General features: G+C 50.7%; 17 protein-coding genes and 2 tRNA genes. 6 read left to right on the forward strand and 13 right to left on the reverse strand.

Going from position 1 to position 19424, the window contains the following annotated elements; translation table 11 throughout:
* Positions 1-3: 3 nt before the first annotated feature.
* Positions 4-94, reverse strand: a tRNA-Ser gene (locus BV405_RS07005).
* Between the two features lie 303 nt (positions 95-397).
* Positions 398-488 (reverse strand) — tRNA-Ser (locus BV405_RS07010).
* Between the two features lie 144 nt (positions 489-632).
* Between BV405_RS07010 and BV405_RS07015 the strand changes: the two genes are divergently transcribed.
* The 6 genes from BV405_RS07015 (at position 633) to BV405_RS07040 (ending at position 4139) form a co-directional block, all read left to right on the forward strand.
* Positions 633-1298, forward strand: coding sequence for a Bax inhibitor-1/YccA family protein (locus BV405_RS07015; RefSeq protein ID WP_086480171.1), 666 nt, complete (start codon positions 633-635; stop codon positions 1296-1298).
* Positions 1299-1467: 169 nt separating this feature from the next.
* A complete protein-coding gene (tusD, locus tag BV405_RS07020) occupies positions 1468-1860 on the forward strand; it encodes a sulfurtransferase complex subunit TusD (RefSeq protein ID WP_086480172.1) in 393 nt (130 codons plus the stop codon).
* A gap of 2 nt (positions 1861-1862) precedes the next feature.
* A complete protein-coding gene (gene tusC / locus BV405_RS07025; protein WP_086480173.1) occupies positions 1863-2219 on the forward strand; it encodes a sulfurtransferase complex subunit TusC in 357 nt (118 codons plus the stop codon).
* 26 nt (positions 2220-2245) lie between these two features.
* The gene (gene tusB, locus BV405_RS07030) at positions 2246-2536 is read left to right on the forward strand and encodes a sulfurtransferase complex subunit TusB (protein ID WP_217895595.1); all 291 of its coding nucleotides are present in this window, start codon (positions 2246-2248) and stop codon (positions 2534-2536) included.
* 1 nt (position 2537) lies between these two features.
* Complete coding sequence (locus BV405_RS07035; RefSeq protein ID WP_086480174.1) at positions 2538-2867, forward strand: TusE/DsrC/DsvC family sulfur relay protein; 330 nt, start codon at positions 2538-2540, stop codon at positions 2865-2867.
* Positions 2868-3068: 201 nt separating this feature from the next.
* Complete coding sequence (locus BV405_RS07040; RefSeq protein WP_086480175.1) at positions 3069-4139, forward strand: 3-deoxy-7-phosphoheptulonate synthase; 1071 nt, start codon at positions 3069-3071, stop codon at positions 4137-4139.
* A 107-nt stretch (positions 4140-4246) separates the two neighbouring features.
* On the opposite strand, the gene hisA is transcribed toward BV405_RS07040, so the two are convergent.
* The 11 genes from hisA to BV405_RS07095 form a co-directional block, all read right to left on the reverse strand.
* Entirely contained in the window at positions 4247-5008 is a 762-nt protein-coding gene (hisA, locus tag BV405_RS07045; protein ID WP_086481113.1) for a phosphoribosylformimino-5-aminoimidazole carboxamide ribotide isomerase, read from the reverse strand.
* 166 nt (positions 5009-5174) lie between these two features.
* Positions 5175-6209 carry an ABC transporter substrate-binding protein gene (locus BV405_RS07050; protein WP_140054503.1) on the reverse strand — a complete coding sequence of 345 codons (1035 nt, stop codon included), beginning with the start codon at positions 6207-6209 and terminating at the stop codon, positions 5175-5177.
* A gap of 3 nt (positions 6210-6212) precedes the next feature.
* Positions 6213-8207: an MFS transporter gene (locus tag BV405_RS07055; protein ID WP_086480177.1), complete on the reverse strand. Its 1995-nt coding sequence runs from the start codon at positions 8205-8207 to the stop codon at positions 6213-6215.
* Between the two features lie 40 nt (positions 8208-8247).
* Complete coding sequence (locus tag BV405_RS07060) at positions 8248-9087, reverse strand: hypothetical protein (protein WP_086480178.1); 840 nt, start codon at positions 9085-9087, stop codon at positions 8248-8250.
* A 13-nt stretch (positions 9088-9100) separates the two neighbouring features.
* Positions 9101-10453: a TAXI family TRAP transporter solute-binding subunit gene (locus BV405_RS07065; protein ID WP_086480179.1), complete on the reverse strand. Its 1353-nt coding sequence runs from the start codon at positions 10451-10453 to the stop codon at positions 9101-9103.
* Between the two features lie 13 nt (positions 10454-10466).
* Entirely contained in the window at positions 10467-11501 is a 1035-nt protein-coding gene (tssG, locus tag BV405_RS07070) for a type VI secretion system baseplate subunit TssG (protein ID WP_086480180.1), read from the reverse strand.
* Complete coding sequence (gene tssF / locus BV405_RS07075) at positions 11498-13222, reverse strand: type VI secretion system baseplate subunit TssF (RefSeq protein WP_086480181.1); 1725 nt, start codon at positions 13220-13222, stop codon at positions 11498-11500. Before tssF ends, tssG begins: the two co-directional genes overlap by 4 nt.
* Positions 13223-13323: 101 nt before the next feature.
* Positions 13324-13758 (reverse strand): type VI secretion system baseplate subunit TssE, encoded by a 435-nt coding sequence (gene tssE, locus BV405_RS07080; protein ID WP_086480182.1) that lies wholly within the window; start codon positions 13756-13758, stop codon positions 13324-13326.
* Complete coding sequence (gene tssD / locus BV405_RS07085) at positions 13758-14249, reverse strand: type VI secretion system tube protein TssD (RefSeq protein WP_086480183.1); 492 nt, start codon at positions 14247-14249, stop codon at positions 13758-13760. The genes tssE and tssD overlap by 1 nt, the downstream gene beginning before the upstream one ends.
* On the reverse strand, positions 14249-15901 hold the full coding sequence (locus BV405_RS07090; RefSeq protein WP_086480184.1) for a type VI secretion system contractile sheath domain-containing protein: 1653 nt from the start codon (positions 15899-15901) through the stop codon (positions 14249-14251). The genes tssD and BV405_RS07090 overlap by 1 nt, the downstream gene beginning before the upstream one ends.
* The gene (locus tag BV405_RS07095; protein WP_140054505.1) at positions 15902-19387 is read right to left on the reverse strand and encodes a type VI secretion protein IcmF/TssM N-terminal domain-containing protein; all 3486 of its coding nucleotides are present in this window, start codon (positions 19385-19387) and stop codon (positions 15902-15904) included.
* Positions 19388-19424: the final 37 nt, after the last annotated feature.

The following is a 19424-nucleotide window of genomic DNA, read 5'->3' on the forward strand; positions in this document are numbered from 1 at the left end:
TAGTGGCGGAGGGACAGGGATTTGAACCCTGGAAGGGCTATTAACCCTTGCCGGTTTTCAAGACCGGTGCTTTCAGCCGCTCAGCCATCCCTCCAGCAAGAACGCATTATACGGACTGTTTTTTTTCGGTCAACACCATTATGAAAAAAATCTTTATATTCAATAGGATGCCGGAGACTTTCGCCCAACTCCGAGAGATAAAAAACATTCTCAGCTACTCAAAAAAACAGCCCCCTCGAAGGACAACCCATCCTTAAGAACACAACCGGATCAGTGCGAACGCAGATGTGAACCCGGTTCCTCTTGCCCGCCAGACCCGAGCAACATGAGAAAATCATTACCAACCGACATAAACGAAAAAGGCGCAACACCTAAGTGTTGCGCCTTTTCAAATTAGTGGCGGAGGGACAGGGATTTGAACCCTGGAAGGGCTATTAACCCTTGCCGGTTTTCAAGACCGGTGCTTTCAGCCGCTCAGCCATCCCTCCAGCAGGTGCGTATGATACGCAGATATTTTTTTTCGTCAACAGTAATTTCTTGTTTTTTCTCAGGTTATCCAGGACTTTAACTTTTGAACGGAAACAGACAAAATAGGTCTCAGTATGGATTACGAAGAATAGAGGAGCTATTCAATGGCTATCGAAGAATACAAAACTTACAGTTCGGCACCTGCCGTTCCGGTAAACAAGGTAATTCGCAGTACCTTTATGCTGCTGAGCATGACGTTGGCTTTCAGTGCGCTGACAGCTTTCGTTTCAGCTGCGATGGGTATGGGCCGCATGAACATCTTCGTGTTCCTGATCGGTGCCTACGGCCTGATGTTCCTGACTCACAAAACACAGAACAGCGTTTGGGGCCTGGTTAGTGCCTTCGCGTTTACCGGCTTTATGGGCTTCACCATCGGCCCGGTCATATCCATGTACCTGTCTCTGCCAAATGGCGGTCAGGTTGTAACCACGGCCCTGGCAAGTACAGCGGTGATTTTCCTGGCACTCTCTGGCTACGCTCTGACCTCTAAGAAAGATTTCAGCTTCCTGAGCGGCTTCCTGTTTGCAGGCTTCCTGATTTTGGTTGGCGCAATGCTGGTAGGCTTCTTCTTCCAGATCCCGGGCCTGAGCCTTGCGATCTCAGCAGGCTTTGCACTGTTCGCTTCAGCAGCCATTCTGTATGAAACCAGTCAGCTGGTTCACGGTGGTGAGCGTAACTATATCATGGCAACCATCGGGTTATATGTATCCATCTATAACCTCTTTATGAGCCTGCTCCACCTGACCGGCGCGCTGAGTGGAGACGACTAAAACAGGCTTTCTAAGCTATACTACGCGCCCTGCACTGCAGGGCGTTTTTGTTTCTGCCCTATCACCAGAGTGATGATTTAAGTGACCGGAATAGTTTCTGGTGTGCAGGGTTCTTCATCTACTGACATGATCTGATGATGTACCCAGCACAAACTAAGAGTTAAATGCGATGAATTACAGTATTGCCATCTACGGTGGCCCCTATAGCGATCAATCTGCACACAGTGCACTGCATTTCGCGCGAGCAGTACTGAAGCGGGAGCACAGTATCCAGCGTGTGTTTTTCTACCATGATGGCGTCTACAACAGCTCCGCACTGGTCAGCCCACCACAGGATGAAGCCAATGTTCCGGCGCAGTGGCAGGAACTGGCTAAAGAGCACGATATCGAGCTGGTTGTTTGCATCGCAGCAGCTGTACGCCGCGGACTTCTGGATGAAAAAGAGGCCAAACGCTACAGCAAGGCCACTCACAATCTGGCAGATGGTTTTACCCTCTCCGGACTCGGCCAGTTGATCGATGCAGGTATGACCTGTGACCGACTCATCACCTTTGGAGCCTGATCATGTCTGACCTGCTAATTATTTTCCGTAAGCCGCCGGTGGGTACATCCTGGGCTCGTGAAGCGCTGGATCTGGCTCTTGTGGGTGCCGCCTTTGGCCAACAGGCCTCTCTGGTCTTTATGGGGGACGGTGTTTATCAACTGTTAGATAACCAACAGCCAGATCAGGTGGAGCAAAAAGGCACTCAGGCGATGATGAAAGCACTGCCGATGTACGACATCGATCAAATCTTTGTCTCCGAAGAGAGCCTGAGTGAGCGCGGTCTGACTAAAGACCAGCTGGGTTTTGATTGTGAGCTGATTGGCCAGACAGAGCTACAGGCCCTACTCAAAACGCATAAACAGGTTTTTAACTTTTAGATGCTCACAACAGAGCGAACAGAAATATGATTCTACATACCGTAAACAAGTCGCCAGCGACCTCCTCGACCCTGAAAGAGTGCCTGTTCAGCGCCAGCAGCGGTGATCAGATCCTGCTGATTGAAGATGGCGTTTATGCCGCTACTCAGGCTTTCTCTGAGCTGCTAAGAGATGATCTGAGCTATTTTGTGCTGCAGAACGATATGGCCGCCCGAGGCCTGAACAGTAGCCTGATTTCCGAACAATGGCAGCCTGTCGATTACCAGGGCTTTGTTGAACTGACTGAGAAAGCAGACTCCGTCTGCAGCTGGTTTTAAGATGCTGAACCTTGCAGACAAGCAGATTCCGACCGATGAGGAAGGTTATCTGGAGAACCTCTCCGACTGGCAGCCGGAAGTTGCCGAGCTGATTGCCGAGGCCGAGGGACTGGAGCTGACAGAATCCCATTGGGAAATTCTTAACCTGTTGCGCCAGTTTTATCAGGAGTTTGAACTTTCTCCTGCCATGCGTCCGCTGGTGAAATATATCGGGATACATCTTGATAAAGACAAAGCAAAAAGTATTTATCTGATGCAGTTGTTTGGTGAAAGCCCGGCGAAACTTGCCAGCAAACTGGCGGGGTTGCCCAAACCCACCAACTGCCTGTAACACCCTTTGGCTGTGTCTGGTACATGAACTGAGTGAATACAAAGATTGCACCTAAGCACAGTCCCGGATATTGAATATATCTGCCAAAGTATAGGCTTAGCCCCTATCACTTGGCCGGTAAAAACAATATTCTACTAAGAACAATAACTTAACAACAAAACCCTAAACGATTCATACAGCTAACATAGGATACGATTTCAGATGCCTAAAACTCGTCTGACCAATGTCAATGTGGTGTCTCAGGATGTCCTGATCACCCCGGAAGAACTGAAAAAAGAGATTCCGTTAACTGATCCCGCCCGTGCGTCTGTGGTTGAGGGTCGTGAAACTATTCAAAACATTCTGGATGGTAAAGATCAGCGCCTGTTTGTAGTTGTTGGTCCTTGCTCTATCCACGATGTAGAAGCAGCCAAAGACTATGCCCAACGTCTGAAAGCGCTTTCTGACAAGGTCAGCGATACCCTGTATATCGTTATGCGGGTTTATTTTGAAAAGCCACGTACCACTGTTGGCTGGAAAGGTCTGATCAACGACCCGCATCTGGATGATACTTTCGAGTTGGAAGAAGGCCTGCACATTGGCCGTCAGCTGCTTGTGGATCTGGCTGAAATGGGTCTGCCTCTGGCAACGGAAGCACTGGACCCTATCTCTCCTCAGTACCTGCAGGATGCGATCGCATGGTCGGCCATTGGCGCACGTACTACTGAGTCCCAGACACACCGCGAAATGACCAGCGGTCTGTCTATGCCAATCGGCTTTAAAAACGGCACCGATGGCGGTCTCGAAGTAGCGACTAATGCACTGGAATCCGCTTCACACCCACACAGCTTCCTGGGTATTAACCAGGCGGGTCAGGTTTCTGTGATCCGCACTAAAGGTAACCAGTATGGCCACGTGGTACTGCGTGGTGGTAACGGCAAACCGAACTACGATTCTGTCAGTGTTGCTCTGTGTGAGAAAGATCTGGATAAAGCGAAACTGCCAAAGAACATCATGATCGACTGCAGCCACGCCAACTCCAACAAAGATCCGGCTCTTCAGCCCCTGGTCATGGAGAACGTTACCAACCAGATTCTGGAAGGCAACCAGTCCATCGTCGGCCTGATGATTGAAAGTAACATCGGCTGGGGTAACCAGAAGATCTCCGCAAACCGCGAAGAGATGCAGTACGGCGTATCCATTACCGATGCCTGTATCGACTGGGATACGACCGAAGAAACTCTGCTGAAAATGGCAGAGAAGCTGCGGACTGTTCTGCCGGGTCGCCGTTAATCACCGACAAAACTGCGCCTTAAAGCAAAAGCCCGGGCATTACTTCTTAAAGTAATGCCCGGGCTTTTTTGATTTCTTCCAGACTTATGCCTGAAAAACCAACGACATCAGGCTTGCTGATTATTCCACTGGATACACTCTTCCAGCGTCACACCACTGCCACCAAAGATATCCAGCGCACTACCAATGGTCAGGTCAACCTTACCATCAGATAGCTCATGTACGCGCTTAAGATCTTCCAGAGAGCGTGCTCCACCGGCATACGTCACCGGAATCGGACAGGACTGCCCCAGCAGACGGACCAGATCTTCATCAATCCCCCCCTGCAAACCTTCAACATCTGCCGCATGGATCAGAAACTCCGCACAATGACCGCTCAGCTCTTCAAGGGTTTGGGCATTAACTGCCAGCTCTGTCACGGTTTGCCAACGATCTGTAGCGATATTCCAGCCAGACGCCGTTTTACGGCAGCTCAGATCCAGAATCAGACGCTCTTTACCCGTTACGGCTTTAACCGCTTCCAGACGCTCCCAGCTGAACTGACCGTCCTCAAAAAGATAGGAGGTAACAATCACATGGGAAGCACCGGCATCCAGATAGGAAGCAGCATTGTCCGCGTTAACGCCACCACCAAACTGCAGACCTCCCGGCCAGGCTGAAAGTGCTTCCAACGCCGCCTCCTGATTACCGGGACCAAGAGCAATTACATGACCACCGTTCAGTTGGTGCTTGCGGTAAAGCTCGGCGTAATAACGGCTGCTGTATTCACTGACAAAGTTAGTATCAGCACCCTCGTCATTCAGGCTGCCACCAACAATCTGTTTAACCTGCCCCTGATGCAGATCGATACACGGACGAAACTGAGTCAAAACCATACTCCAACGGGTTAAGAAGCAATATTTAGCCTGAAAACCTGGCTTTTAAAACGCGGGCAAATAACACTCACAAAAATAAAATGGCCCGCACAAGGCGAGCCATTCTAGCAGAACTTTTACCGACAAGGCGGCCTTGATTAAGCGTAAATTTGGCTTACGCCTAGTCCTTAACCACTTCTGCTGTTTGCATAATGGTCACCGGCGGATATCGGTCCAGAGCCTTAGCCGAGTTCATATTGACAATAAAACTGAAGCGCTTGAGGGTTTCTACCGGGACTTGGGCAACGGTTTTGCCTTCGAACAGGATTTGCTGTGCCTTGTAAGCAGCAAACTGACCCACATTGTAGTAACGACTTACCAGTCCCATGTAAGCACCTGCTTTACGGATCGGACCTTCGGTGGCTGAGAACACAGGCACCCCTGCTCCGTGGCTGGCACTGACCAGGGCTTTCGCATTGGAGATCAGGAAAGAGTCGGATGGCAGATAGGTAATATCCGCTTTTTTGTCCGCAACAAAACGAGCAAAAGCTGCGAAGTGCTCACCTACCTTGCCGTCATCAGCATCCGGCAATGGAAAACGAACCAGATCCAACCCTGCTTCTTCACAGGCTTTTTGTAACGCCTCAACCTGAAGGGTGGAGTTCTTCTCTTTCGGGTTAAAGATCACAGCAACCCGCTTGATACCTTCCAGCTCCTGCATTGCCGCTACCTGAGTGGCAATCGGCACCAGATGCGAAGTACCCGTCACATTTCGGCCCGGCACCTGGTAATCCGAAACAATACCCGCACCTTTCGGGTCTGCCACGATATTAAACACCAGAGGGATTGATCGGATATGCTCACCAGCTTTGCTATCCGCCTCTGTACCCACCAGAGTTGACGTCACCGTGGTACCAAAGCTATACACCAGATCAGGATTTCGCTTGAGAATATCCTCACGAATCACCGCCACCTGCTGACGACTTTTGCCCGCATTACGGATAATAAATTCAACTGGCTTTGGCTGATTCATCATCGAATCCATAAAGCCACGCTCTGCTTCTGTCACACCACGCCACAACACCATATAAACCTGTTTAACGGGCTGGTCAGCTGCTTCGTTAGCACCTGCAGGAGTAACACCAAAAGAAACTACAGCCAAAGCTAACAGCAGAGAACCCGCTATGACTCGCATACTAGAACCAAATTTTGCCACCGCTTATGCCTCCTGTAACTGGCGCTGATCCATGGTGCGGAACATGAGATAAAGAACAACAAGAAGTATCAGACTGGCTGCAACTCCGGTTGATAACCAAAGGAAAGAGTTCTGAAAGCCCAGAAGACTAATCAGGGTAGCCGCAACCAATGGACCGGCAATATTACCGATACGCTCGGTCAGGCGGAAAATGCCAATGGTCTTACCCAGCGTCAGGCCGTTCTTCAGTTTCACTTTTTCCGTCAACAGGGAAAGTTGCGGCGAAACGCCGACCGCATGAGCAACACCCAACAAGAGTACGCCAGTAAACATGCCATAAACGCCCGGTATCAGATAAACCGCGAACAGTGCCAGTGCCGACAAACCACCACCGAAAATAATAAAGGCAGTCTTATTCTTCAGCCTATCCCCTAACCAAGCGCTTAATGGCGAGATCAGAACAATAGCCAAACCATAAGCCATCAGAATTCGCCCGACAGAAGACTGATTAGCCCCCAACTGATTCAGATAAACCGGCCCTGTGTAATAGAGGAAACCTGTCAACAGAAGTTTTGCCGGAATCGCTGAAAGGAAAGTGATCAACAGGAAATACTTATCCGTCAGCAGGGTGGTGAAATCTTTAAAGGAGAGCACTGCCGGAGGCGGCGCATCAGGGTCAGTCACCTTAGGCTCAAAGAACTGCATGACAAAAACAGCAGAGATCAGTGACAAGGTCGCCGAAAGCATAAAGGTGGCTTCAAAGCCGATACGGTCAGAAAGAATCCCACCAATAGCAGCACCGCAGAGAGAACCCGAGAAGAACCCCGAGAGGAACATCGCCATCCCACGGGTTCGGTTCGCCACCGTCGTATTATCGGTGACGTAGCCCTGGGCGGTAATAAAGACAACACCATAACCGACAGCGGTTATGGAACGGACGATCAGCAGCTGCCAGAGATTATCGCACCAGGCTGTTAGTAAAAGACCAACAGCAGTAAGACTTGCGCCCACCATAAAGGCTTTCTTACGACCCACACTATCCGACCACTGGCCTGCCACCGGCAAAGAGAGCGCCCACACCAGCATAAAGACAGAGATAGGCAAGCCTATCACCATACTGGGTGACAAACCCGGTATCGGCTCGTAAAGAGCGTTCACATAGGCGGGGAAAAAAGAGAGCGACATCGATTCAGAGAAAATCACCAGAAAGAGTGGCGGCCGAACAAAGGAGAGACGGGTCAGACCGACTCGTTCCGGGCTGCCATCCGGTAGCTGATATCCCAGGTCTTCACGGCGTCCGGTGGCGGCATTTTTAAGCCCCTCGGTCATACTACCAATAGCGGCTGCTACACGATTCCCCAAATGAGACAGTTCATCTTTTCCGGGGAAATAAACCACTTCTCGCAGGTCTTTATCCGCCACCTTATCCAGCATGGCGTTGATACCCGCCATAGGCGTTTTAATGTGGTAGGTGGTGATAAACATCAACAGCTCCATGGCAAGCAACAGAGTCACCACCAGAATCGTTGCGATGTCGTAACCGATCTCTTCAAACACCTGAGCCATAAACCCGGGGTCAAAGCCAACCCAGACTTCGGCTAAAGTTTTGCCATCCTGCACCAGAGGATAGCGATACAGGGCAAACTCTTTATCGGCCTTGGCGAGACTATCAACGCTTCCGTCACCATTTGTAGCAACACCATTAGTACTGGCTTGGTAGAGCAATTTATCCGACTCAGGCTGATAAATGGCCAGAAACTCAAGATCGGCATGCCCCTGAAGGCGGCTGGACAAAACCTCATCCATTCGACCAAAGCGATCCAGCGGCACCCCCTGATCCAACAGATGCAGAACCAGACGATCCGTAGACTGAGCAACGATAGCAGCTTTTTCCTGCTGGGCAGGTTGCAGGGAATCTTTGATCAGCCCCAATGAGATCCAGGCGCTGACAGCGGTGCCCAGCACAATCACCAGAACCGCAATAAATACGACACTACCGGATAAAGAGATACGCTTCATAGTCAGCCCGAAAGCCCCTTATCAGCCACCTCAGCAACTATTATTGCCGGGGCGATTCTGAATGTGATGACGCCTGTTGTGCCTCCTGCACGCGGTCATTTAATAACTGGAACCGGGCTTCCAATTCATCCGGCTGTTGAGAAAAATCATCGCTATTCTGAGACTGTGGCTCCCCCTGCAGCTGCCTGTCCAGATTGCCTCCTAAACGAAGGATCTGTTTACGCAGACGGCGCATCATTAGCCACAGAAGAGTCAGGCCAACCAAGGCACTGACAAATACCCCAAGCCCAGAACGCCATGCCTGCTGCTTCAGAAGTTGGGCATTTTCTGCCTGATAAACACCTCGGTTATAAGCCAGAACGACAATCCCGGACTGAACATCAAAGGTGTTAAACAGAGGCTCTGCCACTAACAGATAATTGTCCGTTTCCTGAATCAGAAGATGGTGTTTTCCACCTGTTTCCTCATCTGCTTTCTGAGCAAACCAGAGATCAGGTATCAGCCCCTGAATATCCGCAGATCCTGCCTGAAAAACAGCCTGCTTCTGATCAGAGTAAACAACCGCTTTATCGATGGCCTCGTCAGACGTTACCAACGCCTGAAGCTGCTCACCGGTTTCTGACAAGCTGCTTAACGGCAAACCAAGACCAGTGCCATAGTCGATGCCAAGACGCACCTCATCCAGCATCACCTGCAGTCGGGAACTGATTAACTCGCGGTGACGTTTCTCGAAGTTAAAATAGGCCAGCAAAGCACTCAGACTCACGCTGAAGAGCAGCACAAAGACCAGCGTCAGGCCTAAGCGCCCCATTAAAGAGCTACCCTTTGCACTTTTTGCTTTCTGAATCTCTGAATCTGGCTGAGATATCACTGAGGCCATATCAAACCCTCAATTATTCGGTAACCAGAGTACGGGCTGCGTCTACTTCCTGACGCGCTGCCTCACTCAACTGCATCGCAGAGAGACGCCATTCCAACTGACGCATCACATCGGCACACTGCTGAATAGTGCTCAAAAAGAGCATAGATTCCGCCAGTTCAGAGCCCTGAACCAGCGTCACCGCCTGTTGCTTCAGACGCATCACCTCAACCAGATACTGTTTCAGCAAACGCCAGTCACGGGCGTCTTTCTGGTTGCGCTCAATCTCGACAGTCTGGCGGAAAACAGATTCCAGCTCTGCCGCAAGATTCACCCTGACCTGCTCAATACGTCGACGACGAAGCTGGCTTAACTGCACAACGACGACAATCAGAATGATCAGAGCTTCAATGATCAGCACTTTGTGTTCAGCAATCTGCCCCAGGAAGCGGGAGAAATTATCCAGCCCTACAAATGGATTGTAGTAACGGTTACTCAGAGAGTGCAGAGGTAAATAACGCAGCACAGGGTCTTCAATCGGATTGATATCCAGCATCACAGGCGCTTCGGCACGAATCTGATCGCTGTTCAGCTGATCCATAACTGCCTGCACCATTTTCTCAGGCAGACCAGGACGGGCCGCCATTACAGCATAGGTCACAATGGTTTCTACTGACTCAGCAGGAGCAGGACCTGCAACCGTGCTGTAGACACCAGCCGGAATCTTGGCTGTGGTCAACTGAGAGTGATTTAGGGCATAACCTTCCGCGCCCTCAAGGGTTACCAGCTTAAACATGCCGCTGGACATCACCTGACGCAGATCCGGGTTCAGTAAACCTGTGGTCACGATAGCTCCTTCAAGGGAACTGTCGCTCAGCAGCTGAGTGAAATAGACATCGTTGCTGGTGAACTGATCAGGTTCAAGAGCGAAGTGCTCCAATACCTTCATCGATTGCGCCCGATAACCGGAACCAGGTTTACCAAGAGCAATGCTCTTACCCGCCATATCAGCCAAAGAATTGATCTTGCTGTCCTTACGCACCACCAGATGCATGTAGTCACGCCACAGAGGCGCCACCATATACAGATTCTGCAGCGATACCGAGTTCGTACCCACGATGGCAAAATCCGCTTCACCACCCAGCAACTTACCACGGTTATCTACCGAACCACGGGTTACCAGCAGCTGAACCTGATAATCGGTCTTCTGCTCAATATGGCGCTTTAACAGAGTGCCGTACTGATAGTAGTAACCGCCCTTAGACGCTGTCGCAATGCGGATCAGCTTGGATTCATGGCTCTTTTGATAGCCCCAATACAGGATCAGTATTCCGGCAATTGCCAGAAGAAACCAACTGATCATATTTTTCATACGATAGCTCAACATAGGATGCTCCAAATTAATCCAGCGCTATTCGGGCTTGTAACTGATAAGACGAACCATCAACAGCGGTAAAATCAGGTCTTAGTAACCAGGCATTCTTGCCCAGGCGTCCCCAGCCATTCAGGCCAGTGTTGTTTGCAATGCTTGAGTGGCTGATGCTATTTGGACTGTCAGCACCATCGACACTATTCAAGCCATCAACTGAGGAACCGCCGGAGTTGTTCTGCTCCATGCCGGTACAATCCAGTAAAAATTCAAGTTCACAACGCAAAGGCTGTCGCAGGTATAAACGAATCAAATCCCTGAGTTGTTGCCACTGCTGAGAATCACTCAACAGCCGGTCAAAACGGTTGTAGGCCAGTGGGCCAATTCGTAATACAAAGCTGCCCGTTGCTTCCGGAAGTCTGCTCCCGAGCAGCGATCCCTCACCTAATCCTGCAGACTGTTGCCCCAGCTTCAGATGTGTCGAACGGGGCAGAGAAACCTGTCTCAACACACATTGAATCGCTTCAACCGAAACACCTTCCAGAAAGTTTTCCAGGAGAGCTTCCAATCCGGCAGCGGAACGGTAAGGCGATGAAAGCAGGCGAAAATAGCGCAACAAGCCACCTTCCGGCTCCTGATCGGCATCAGCCAGTCCTGCCAGCGCTCTTAAACGATCATAGAAACCTTTATTCAGAGCGCCCGGGCTCTGAAAAACCTGCATCGATCGCTGCTGCGCCTGAATCAACATCTGGTAAATACGCTGATTCAGCAGGTTGAGAAATGCTCTGGCCTGCCCTTTTTCCTGCTGCTCAGATTCCAGCAGATAATCGGTCATATACGCCGGAAGCACGCCGTTACGGCCGTAGAGATTGAAGATATTCAGCTCAATCCGGAAGTATGCTTCATCAACCTTTTCAATTCGCTCTATCACGCTGCGGGCACTGTCCAACCCCAGTGCAGGTTCCAGCTCAATACGGGTATCTGGCCCGCCAACCTGCAGCAGCAGACGATAAGCCTGCAACAGACTGTATCGGTGACCATGTGTTAAAAGATCATCAAGAATCACAGCAGCGGTTTCCTACCCAGCATGGCAGGCCATTCAAGCTGTTCACCGGTTTGCTGATCGGTCACTTTCAACAGACAGAAATAATTCACCGGCACCATGCTGATAAAGAACTGTTGCAGCAATCGGGCAAAAAGATGCATCTCAGCTTTGGTCGGGAAGTGATCTCCCGCCAGTAAAAGCTCTACTTCATAACCCCTAACCGACATCGCTGAAACAAGACGATCCCCCATCTTCAGACTGACACTTCGAATTGCATCGACCTTCTTCATGTTGATCTGTTGTCGTGCCCTGTCAGGGCTCGCCTGTAGAACCAGCTCTTTAAGCGCGGCCTGCAGACGTTCTGTGGTCAGGTGCCCCATCAGATTGCCGCTAAGCTGACGTACTGCCTGCCAATACTGTTGCTCAGATGACAAGGCCTTGCGATAGGGTGTTGGCGTAGTCAGATTTTCAAACTGCACCAGTTCAGGCGAGCCTGATATATAAGTGCTGATCTGCCCCGGAGGAATACTTGAAGCGTCCCCACCATTGGTGCAATAAAGTCTTGCCTTGATAACTTCCTGCTCATCCCGGACATCACCACCCAGGGCAACAGAAAGCTCCAGTTCATCCGTCACCGGATGAGCAGTTAGTTGCTCCTGATAGTGGTAAGCCTCTGAGGAAGCTTGCTGCCAGAAGGGTAGATATTGATGGCTTTCACTCTGGCTGCGGAACTGACCACTCACCTGCTGAATGCCATAAACACTCAGTTGCTCGTCATCACGTTGTCGGGGTGACAGAGGCATATAAGTCTGGCGCAGATCACGAACTCTCGGCGGTGCATCTCGGGTGAACAGGTTTGCTGCGGGGACAACATTCAGACGCAGTACCTTATTCAGATCAGCCTTTGGCCAGTCGGCTAACCGGTTGAAGTAAAACTGAAGGGTAAATTCGGTTGCTGCCTTTTCAGCGGCAACCTGAGGCAAAACAAAGCTTACCCCCTGAGCCAACTCCGGAGCGGTAAAATAGCGACGGGCTAACCGCTGCGCCGGAAGCTCCGGTTGCTCATCCGGGAGGAACGCCCACTGCATCAGATCAGTGTTCCATTGAGGGCTTTCAATCTGATCCCTTTGTTTATCCGGCCAGATAACCTCAGCACCCTCGCAATGCTGAAGCATCGTATCCAACATTCTTGCTGCTGAAGCCTGCGTGGTATTCAGGTACAGAGGTAATACTTGTCCGGCAAGATCCGAGCTATCGCCAAAGACGCAACTGAAGCGAAGGCTCAAACAGTGAACGCCCACTTCCTGATCATTACTTTTGCGGTAAACAGCGTCTTTGATCTCCAGAGGCAATACCCGTGTCGGCATCAGAGTGCGGAATTCACAACGCTTGTCACTGGCCGGAGATGTACCGGCAACGGGAGTACCCGTGTGAAGTTGCATCTGCTCCTTAAGAGCAGGTCGACCTCTGAACTGCATAAGGGTCACTGATGGCAAAGGGCGTAACAGATCTGGAGAAGCAACCTGCAGCACATTTTGCAGCAGTTGCGTCTGATCTTTCTCCAGCTCGGCACGTAACCCTGCGGTCAGAAAGGCAACACCTTCCAGAATACGCTCCGCATCGGGGTCAGTGCTGGTACCCGCCAGATATCCCGCCTGAGAGGGATTAAGCGCGGCATATTCCGCAGCCATCTCATGCAGACGGTTCAGTTCATCCTGATAATGGCGATCAATTTTTGCCATAAGTACTCTTCTTATTCAGACCGGTAATCAACACAAGCCTGGTAACCGGTTCTCTGTCACTTATTATTTTGTGTTCGTTGATAACATTGTTCATGTTCAATTTATCGCACCGTTCTTCGTGCTGGGCCATCAGACTGTAATCCACGGCACAAAACGCCCACACGGCTGTCGCTATCAACCCGAACTTCAAATCGGGCCTGCCAGCGCTCATACCCCTGCTCAAAGGCTGCCTCAAGGGCAAACAGCAGGGCACCCTGAACGTCACCATCCGGCCTAACCCGAACATCCAGCAAACGTGGCTCGAACTGAGTGACCTGTAATTGAATCACCTGAGCCAAACGCTGATTCTGAATAGCATCACCTTGTAGTTGTACCGGCGAGATTGCAGGCAAACCAAGATCTGGCCGTGAGGAGCATGATCCAACACGTACATTTAAAAGATCCTGCAATTGAAGCGCGATAAAAGCGGCCAGCGCTTCTACATCGCCCTGCAATGCATCCTCACCATTCAGGCGTTTGAGTAATCCTGCTCTCATCAGGCCTTACCCGCTTCATTTCGGGCCTCGAACTCAACCTCAGCGGAAGGTCCGAATCGCCAGTTGATCGACTCATAAAGCAGGCTGACCCTCTCACAGTAAGGGTGCTCTTCCTGCCCCTTCTCCAGCAGGTTTGGCATAACCGGCTGCAGAGACACTATGCGGGCATTCTTTAGTTCTATCTCGTACAAAAGTTCAAGAGTGCCTGCACTGTTAAACTGGCACCAGAAAAGCACAACCTTCGTCAGCACTTCACGCTCACAAAGCGCCTGATACAGCTGAGGTGATACCCGGTCCAGAGGCTTAACAAGCTCAACAGGCCGGTGCATAGGCTGACCACCCAGTACACGACTATCATCTGCACTCGGCAGATCCACCCCATGACTGAAACTCAGAACATAGCTCAAACCATCACGGGTCAGTTGTTTCTCAGGCCCTGACAATGCCCCCTGAGCAGAGCTGGTAAAACTAATAAAGCCAGGACGCGCCATCAGACAGCCTCCTGCAGAATCAGATCAAGGGAGAGCTGAAAGCGCTCATCCATAAAACGGAGATGCGGTTGCAGGCGAACCTCCATCAGACAACCTTCTGACTGTCGCAAAATGACCTCAGCCTGCCGGAAGGGCTTTTTCATCATCACATCCAATGCAGGTGCTTCCAGATCTACCACAAAACTCTTAAGCCATTGCTCCAGCTTTTGACGTAGTTGCTCCGGCTCATCAATAGAACCTATCTGTTCACGAAAAACGCGCTTCATCATGTGGGCAATACGGCAAACCGTCAGCAGGAAAGGTAACTGCGCATCGGGTACAAACTGTCCATCCTCCAGCGCCAGCTGGTGAAAGCTGTTTAATTGAGCAAAATAGGATGAACGCTCTTCCGGTAGCGCAGACAGTACACAAAAACCGTGTCGTGACAGATCGGTAATCAGAGACGCCGGAAGCTCTACTTCAAGCGGCGACAATTCAAGATCAGCCTGGGGGTCCTGCCAGGGCTTGTGCAGCAGTTCCCGACCAAAATCACTACCTGTCATCTGACTAAAGGAAGATTGCTGGTCAAAGGTATTCAGCATGGTTGCCGCCAGTGAATAACAACTGCTGCCCCATAACAGAGATAACCCTTCGGCATCCAGTTGCTCCTGAAAAAAGAGGCCGGAAAAGTCACCGCTGTACGGTGCACGTACCACCTGATCCGGCATTACCAGAAACAGATAACGGCTTTGGGGACGTTCCGCTAAGCGGTGCAGTGGCAGGAATCTGGGGTTCTCAAACCATTCATTCAGAGATTGCCCAAGAAGCTGCTCGTAACCGTTAAAGCCAATAAATCGCGGCGATACGGGTAAAACAACCGGAAGATGAGCGCTTCGGCCAATATCAGAGAGCATTTCCATCAGGGAAAGATCCTGCTCAGTATTAGCAACATAGAAGTCCACAACCATAAGATTAAAAGGCTGGCCGCCAAACTGACCAAACTCATGGCTGTACACCCGATCGTACAGTTCGCTGCGAATCATTTCGCCGGAGAGATCTTCAGCCAACGCATCTTTGCTGGTATTCAGAAGAACAATCTCGCTTGCCTTGTGATAACGCATGGAAGCACACAAGGCGAAAACCTGACGCCATAGGGATTCAAGTTCAGTGAAAACAGGATAGTGCAGCACCTGACTCAGCAACGAACCTAAACAAACCTCAAGATCCGCATACAGGAAATCATCGGCCAGCTGCTCTCGGTCCAGATCAGAATAACGATCCAGAAAGTCACGCGCTTCTTCCAGCAACTTGGATGAAGGTACTGCATCGGAAATCAACTGATCTCTGAGTTGCACGCCACGACTTAAAACCGGAGAACGGCGAATCAGTACACTGGGGTGAAAATCATCCAGTGTACGCACGCTGTACTCTTCCTGCCATTCCGGCATCAACTGTGAGAAGTCGATCGCACACTCGAAATCCGCCAGAGCCTGCTCAGGTTTGTCCCGGTTGAGAACAATCTGACGGAACAACAGATCATCGCTTTCTGTCGAATGGGCATAAGACTGGTTGCCACTATAGGCTCCGACAAAAAGAACACGACAAGGCAGCTGTGCTTCCTGCTCCTGAGGCTTAATCATCAAAGACGCTATCAGATTGTTACGGGAATCCATTTACGAACTCCAGCAGGCTGCGATGTGGCGTGGCGGTTGCAGATCCGATGCCGCCAGAGTTTTGATCACAGGCTTGTGACCACGGAACTCGTAACGCACATCGATATAGGACACCTTATAGTCGATGAGACGATCTCTCATAATCGGGAAATCATCCGGTACAAATCGACGCTGACCACTCTGAAAATCTTTCAGGAAACGAGCAAATCCCTGAGGCCCCGGATAGCGCTTTTCCAACGTATACCGACCAATGTTGATCAGCAAAGTGGTGTCGGCACAGGTCTGATCCCAAACAAATGCTCTGTCCTGAGCGAAGTTAAGGTTCTCAAGCTGAGTTGGCCCTAACTCACACTGCATCTCAAGCAGCGTGCGACGTGGAAGATATTGAGCTTCCGGATTTGCTGAGGTCGGGCGGGATTTAATAATCACGGTGTAACGGCTTTGCTGCTGCTTGCGAAAATCATCACCCCGTGCCAGATACTCAAGCAGATCTGTTTCCAGCGGGAAGGCTTTTCCAGACGCCAATACAGGAACAAAACCCGCACCAAACTTAGGTTTCACATAAGGGTTTAACTGAGCGTCTTTAAAGCTCCAGAGGTGGCCGCCTTCAGCATAAAGGAAACCTGTGCGTTTATAGCCAGGTACTCCCTGCATACCCGCAAGAAAACTATTTTCCCAACGCTCCTGTAATTCACAGGCCGCTTCCTGAGTCATGTAATCACGAAATAACTGAACGGGTCCTGCGAAAATAGCCCAGAAAGCTTCATTCTGACGGTTACGCTTACCCAGCATTCCCTGCAGAGTTTTCATGCGGGCATAACTCTGGGCTAATGCTGTCTCACCGGCCGCCGGATTATCGGGATTCGCATAAAGACCCGAAACTGAGGTAAAGGAAGTAGAACGAATACCGGAGTTAAATACGATAGATTCAATAAGCTGCTTGTATTCCCCCAGTAATGCGCCAGCCTGCTCAAGAACAGCTAAACGTTCTTCATCGGAGGGAGAACCACCGCCGCCTTTTTTACCCTTATTAAGCTTTTTCTGGGTCTTCATGGCAGATTTACCGGCCTTGGCAACTGCTTTACCCGCTGCGCCCGCTTTACCGACAACTTTAAGTGCCAGCTTCGCCAGGGCACCATTACCACCAGCATCGGTTTTATCCGCAGGAGCGTATGTCGCCATCTGCTTGTAGTAGAAGATCAGAAACAGCCAATCAGGCTTCTCTTCCATATTCTCGTAGGGCTGAAGCTCTTCAGTCATACGATCCAACAGATTAAAGAAAGGATTACGACCGGTAGCCTGAGTATCAACAGCGCCCTGCCAGTCCAGATGACCAGAAAGACCATCGGTTCCCTTATAAAAGTTCAGCGCAAACTGACGCCACGCATCCAGATAACGCTTGCGATAACTTTCCTGAAAACCCGGTATCAATGCATTGATCTGCTCGGCAGCCTGGTCTGTTGCCAGAATCTGCTCGATAAAGTCATCAATCATCGCCTTACCTGCCAAAGTAAACGCAGGGGCAACCTGAATAGAACGGTCCAGGGGCACACTTCCTTGCCAAAAGTCTGCTAGCCTGACCTCATTGGACTTTCCCGCAGTGTTACCCCAATTTACCAGCCAATTCAGGTTATCAGGGTGATCTGCGAGGATACGCTTCAGCAGACGCTGCTTACGCTGCAGAGTCGCTTCATAGTTATCGGTTGATGGCGACCAGAACAGCATCTGCAGGTAGAGACTGTTCAGGCTATCGAACTCAGATTCAGCCAGCTCCTCATGCAGAAGCTCATCTTCAGCCTGATACAAAGGCGGTAGTGCTGACAAGGTCTCCAGATCTTTACCTGCGAGGAAATCCTGCAGAATATTGATCTCACGAACCAGAATACCGACGTAGCGAGCGATCTCCTGAGCCGCCTCATCCGGCGGTAGCTTGTTATCGAACAGAGCTTTATTCAGTGAGCGTTCAATTCGACGATCAACCGGCATCACCAGATCATTCCAGACACGGTCGACATAAATTGCCTTCAGCTTACCGACAAAAAGTGGCTCGGAGGTCGTATCGTCGATCCAAGGGAAGAAACTGTGCTGTTCAAGAGACTGAATCAGATCAACCAGCTGTTCGCCATTGGTAATATTCCCTGCCAGATCACTACGCTGAACAATCTGACCGGCAAACTTCTGCTCTAAAGATTCGATAAAGCCTTTATCACCTGTGTAGGTGTAAATCAGGGCAACCCAGAGTAGTGCCATGATAGAAGCGAAACCTGTAAACCAGAGGTTCCGAATCCAGCGCTCTGCGCGAACCGCTGCAGGAATCTTGTTTACCAAACCGCGATCACGCGGCAGAACCTCGGTGAAAAATTCTTTCACAAAGAGCCCTGCGCCCACGCTGCCTTCTGTTTCTGAAGCACCTGCTTCAGCGCCCATCCAGTAAACACCGCGCAGATTCGGCGATGCCTGGAACACACTGTTCTGGAAAACGCCCTTGGTGAAAGCCCGGATTCCCGACCGTAACTGCTCAAGTTCAGATGGCAGCATCATGATGGCATCGTCGACAACACCACGCCCCATCAACTCCAGATTCAACTGTTTCAGTTGCTCTGCCAAACTATCCAGCGCGGTATTGACCCGGGTTTCGGTTTCCAGCTGATCGCCATCCTGAGGAAAATGGCGACCTAAAGCCTGCTCTCGCATCTTCTCGGGCAGGTATTTCAGAAGTGAACGACCACCGGCAAAGTACTCAAGATCATTAAAGGCCAGATAAACCGGTGCATTCACCTTCAGCGTCTGAATCACCTGATCCAGACGTTCCCGAAGAATCATCCCTTGCTGATAAAGCTCGTCATCACTTTTGGACTGGATATCCGCCAGAGATACCGTCAGCAGAACATGGCTGATCGGCTCAGCAGGTCGACGCGATGCCAGAAGTTCCAGCAAACGGCCCCATTCAGGGTTGAGGGCACCACCGCTGGCACAAATGCCTGCCGGTGTCTGCAGAACAACACCTTCGTTGTGTAACCACCATTCTGTCTGGCAGTCATCTCCAGTGAAGATATCTTTGTGGCCCGATGGTAAAACCAGCTGACCTGCGGTGACCAGACGCTCCGCATCATCACTCTTTGCCGGCAGCATCACCGACCAGGGCAACTGATAAACAGGATCTGAAGCATGAGTGTTTGGACTACGCTTCAGAAAACGCATCGCGTAGGTGAAGCGGCGCTCCAGGCCTGACGTATCTGCCTTCAGCTGCTCTTCCGCCTCGTCCTTCCGCCCTAAGCGGATCAGTTGCTTGATACGCCCCTTGGCATGCAGGCGAATCAGCAGTCGCTTAATCAGGCGATAAGTCAGCCAAAGCAGGAAGATACCAACAGCAGCTATCACACCTTCCTGAGGTGAGAAGCCAAGAAACAATGCCAGACCTGTGGTGACCGCAAAGATCACCAGCCAGATCAGCAGATAAAAGAGCACTCGGAGAAATGTTTTCACGATCCGTCTTCTTATTCTAAGTCCGCAACAACCCTGA

The organism is Oceanospirillum sanctuarii, from assembly GCF_002150805.1.
Classification (GTDB): domain Bacteria; phylum Pseudomonadota; class Gammaproteobacteria; order Pseudomonadales; family Halomonadaceae; genus Oceanospirillum; species Oceanospirillum sanctuarii.

Coding starts and splice junctions, on each gene's coding strand:
- BV405_RS07015 (WP_086480171.1), top strand. CDS start 633: ATGGCTATCGAAGAATACAAAACTTACAGTTCGGCACCTGCCGTTCCG.
- tusD (WP_086480172.1), top strand. CDS start 1,468: ATGAATTACAGTATTGCCATCTACGGTGGCCCCTATAGCGATCAATCT.
- tusC (WP_086480173.1), top strand. CDS start 1,863: ATGTCTGACCTGCTAATTATTTTCCGTAAGCCGCCGGTGGGTACATCC.
- tusB (WP_217895595.1), top strand. CDS start 2,246: ATGATTCTACATACCGTAAACAAGTCGCCAGCGACCTCCTCGACCCTG.
- BV405_RS07035 (WP_086480174.1), top strand. CDS start 2,538: ATGCTGAACCTTGCAGACAAGCAGATTCCGACCGATGAGGAAGGTTAT.
- BV405_RS07040 (WP_086480175.1), top strand. CDS start 3,069: ATGCCTAAAACTCGTCTGACCAATGTCAATGTGGTGTCTCAGGATGTC.
- BV405_RS07055 (WP_086480177.1), bottom strand. CDS start 8,207: ATGAAGCGTATCTCTTTATCCGGTAGTGTCGTATTTATTGCGGTTCTG.
- BV405_RS07060 (WP_086480178.1), bottom strand. CDS start 9,087: ATGGCCTCAGTGATATCTCAGCCAGATTCAGAGATTCAGAAAGCAAAA.
- BV405_RS07065 (WP_086480179.1), bottom strand. CDS start 10,453: ATGTTGAGCTATCGTATGAAAAATATGATCAGTTGGTTTCTTCTGGCA.
- tssF (WP_086480181.1), bottom strand. CDS start 13,222: ATGGCAAAAATTGATCGCCATTATCAGGATGAACTGAACCGTCTGCAT.
- tssE (WP_086480182.1), bottom strand. CDS start 13,758: ATGAGAGCAGGATTACTCAAACGCCTGAATGGTGAGGATGCATTGCAG.
- tssD (WP_086480183.1), bottom strand. CDS start 14,249: ATGGCGCGTCCTGGCTTTATTAGTTTTACCAGCTCTGCTCAGGGGGCA.
- BV405_RS07090 (WP_086480184.1), bottom strand. CDS start 15,901: ATGGATTCCCGTAACAATCTGATAGCGTCTTTGATGATTAAGCCTCAG.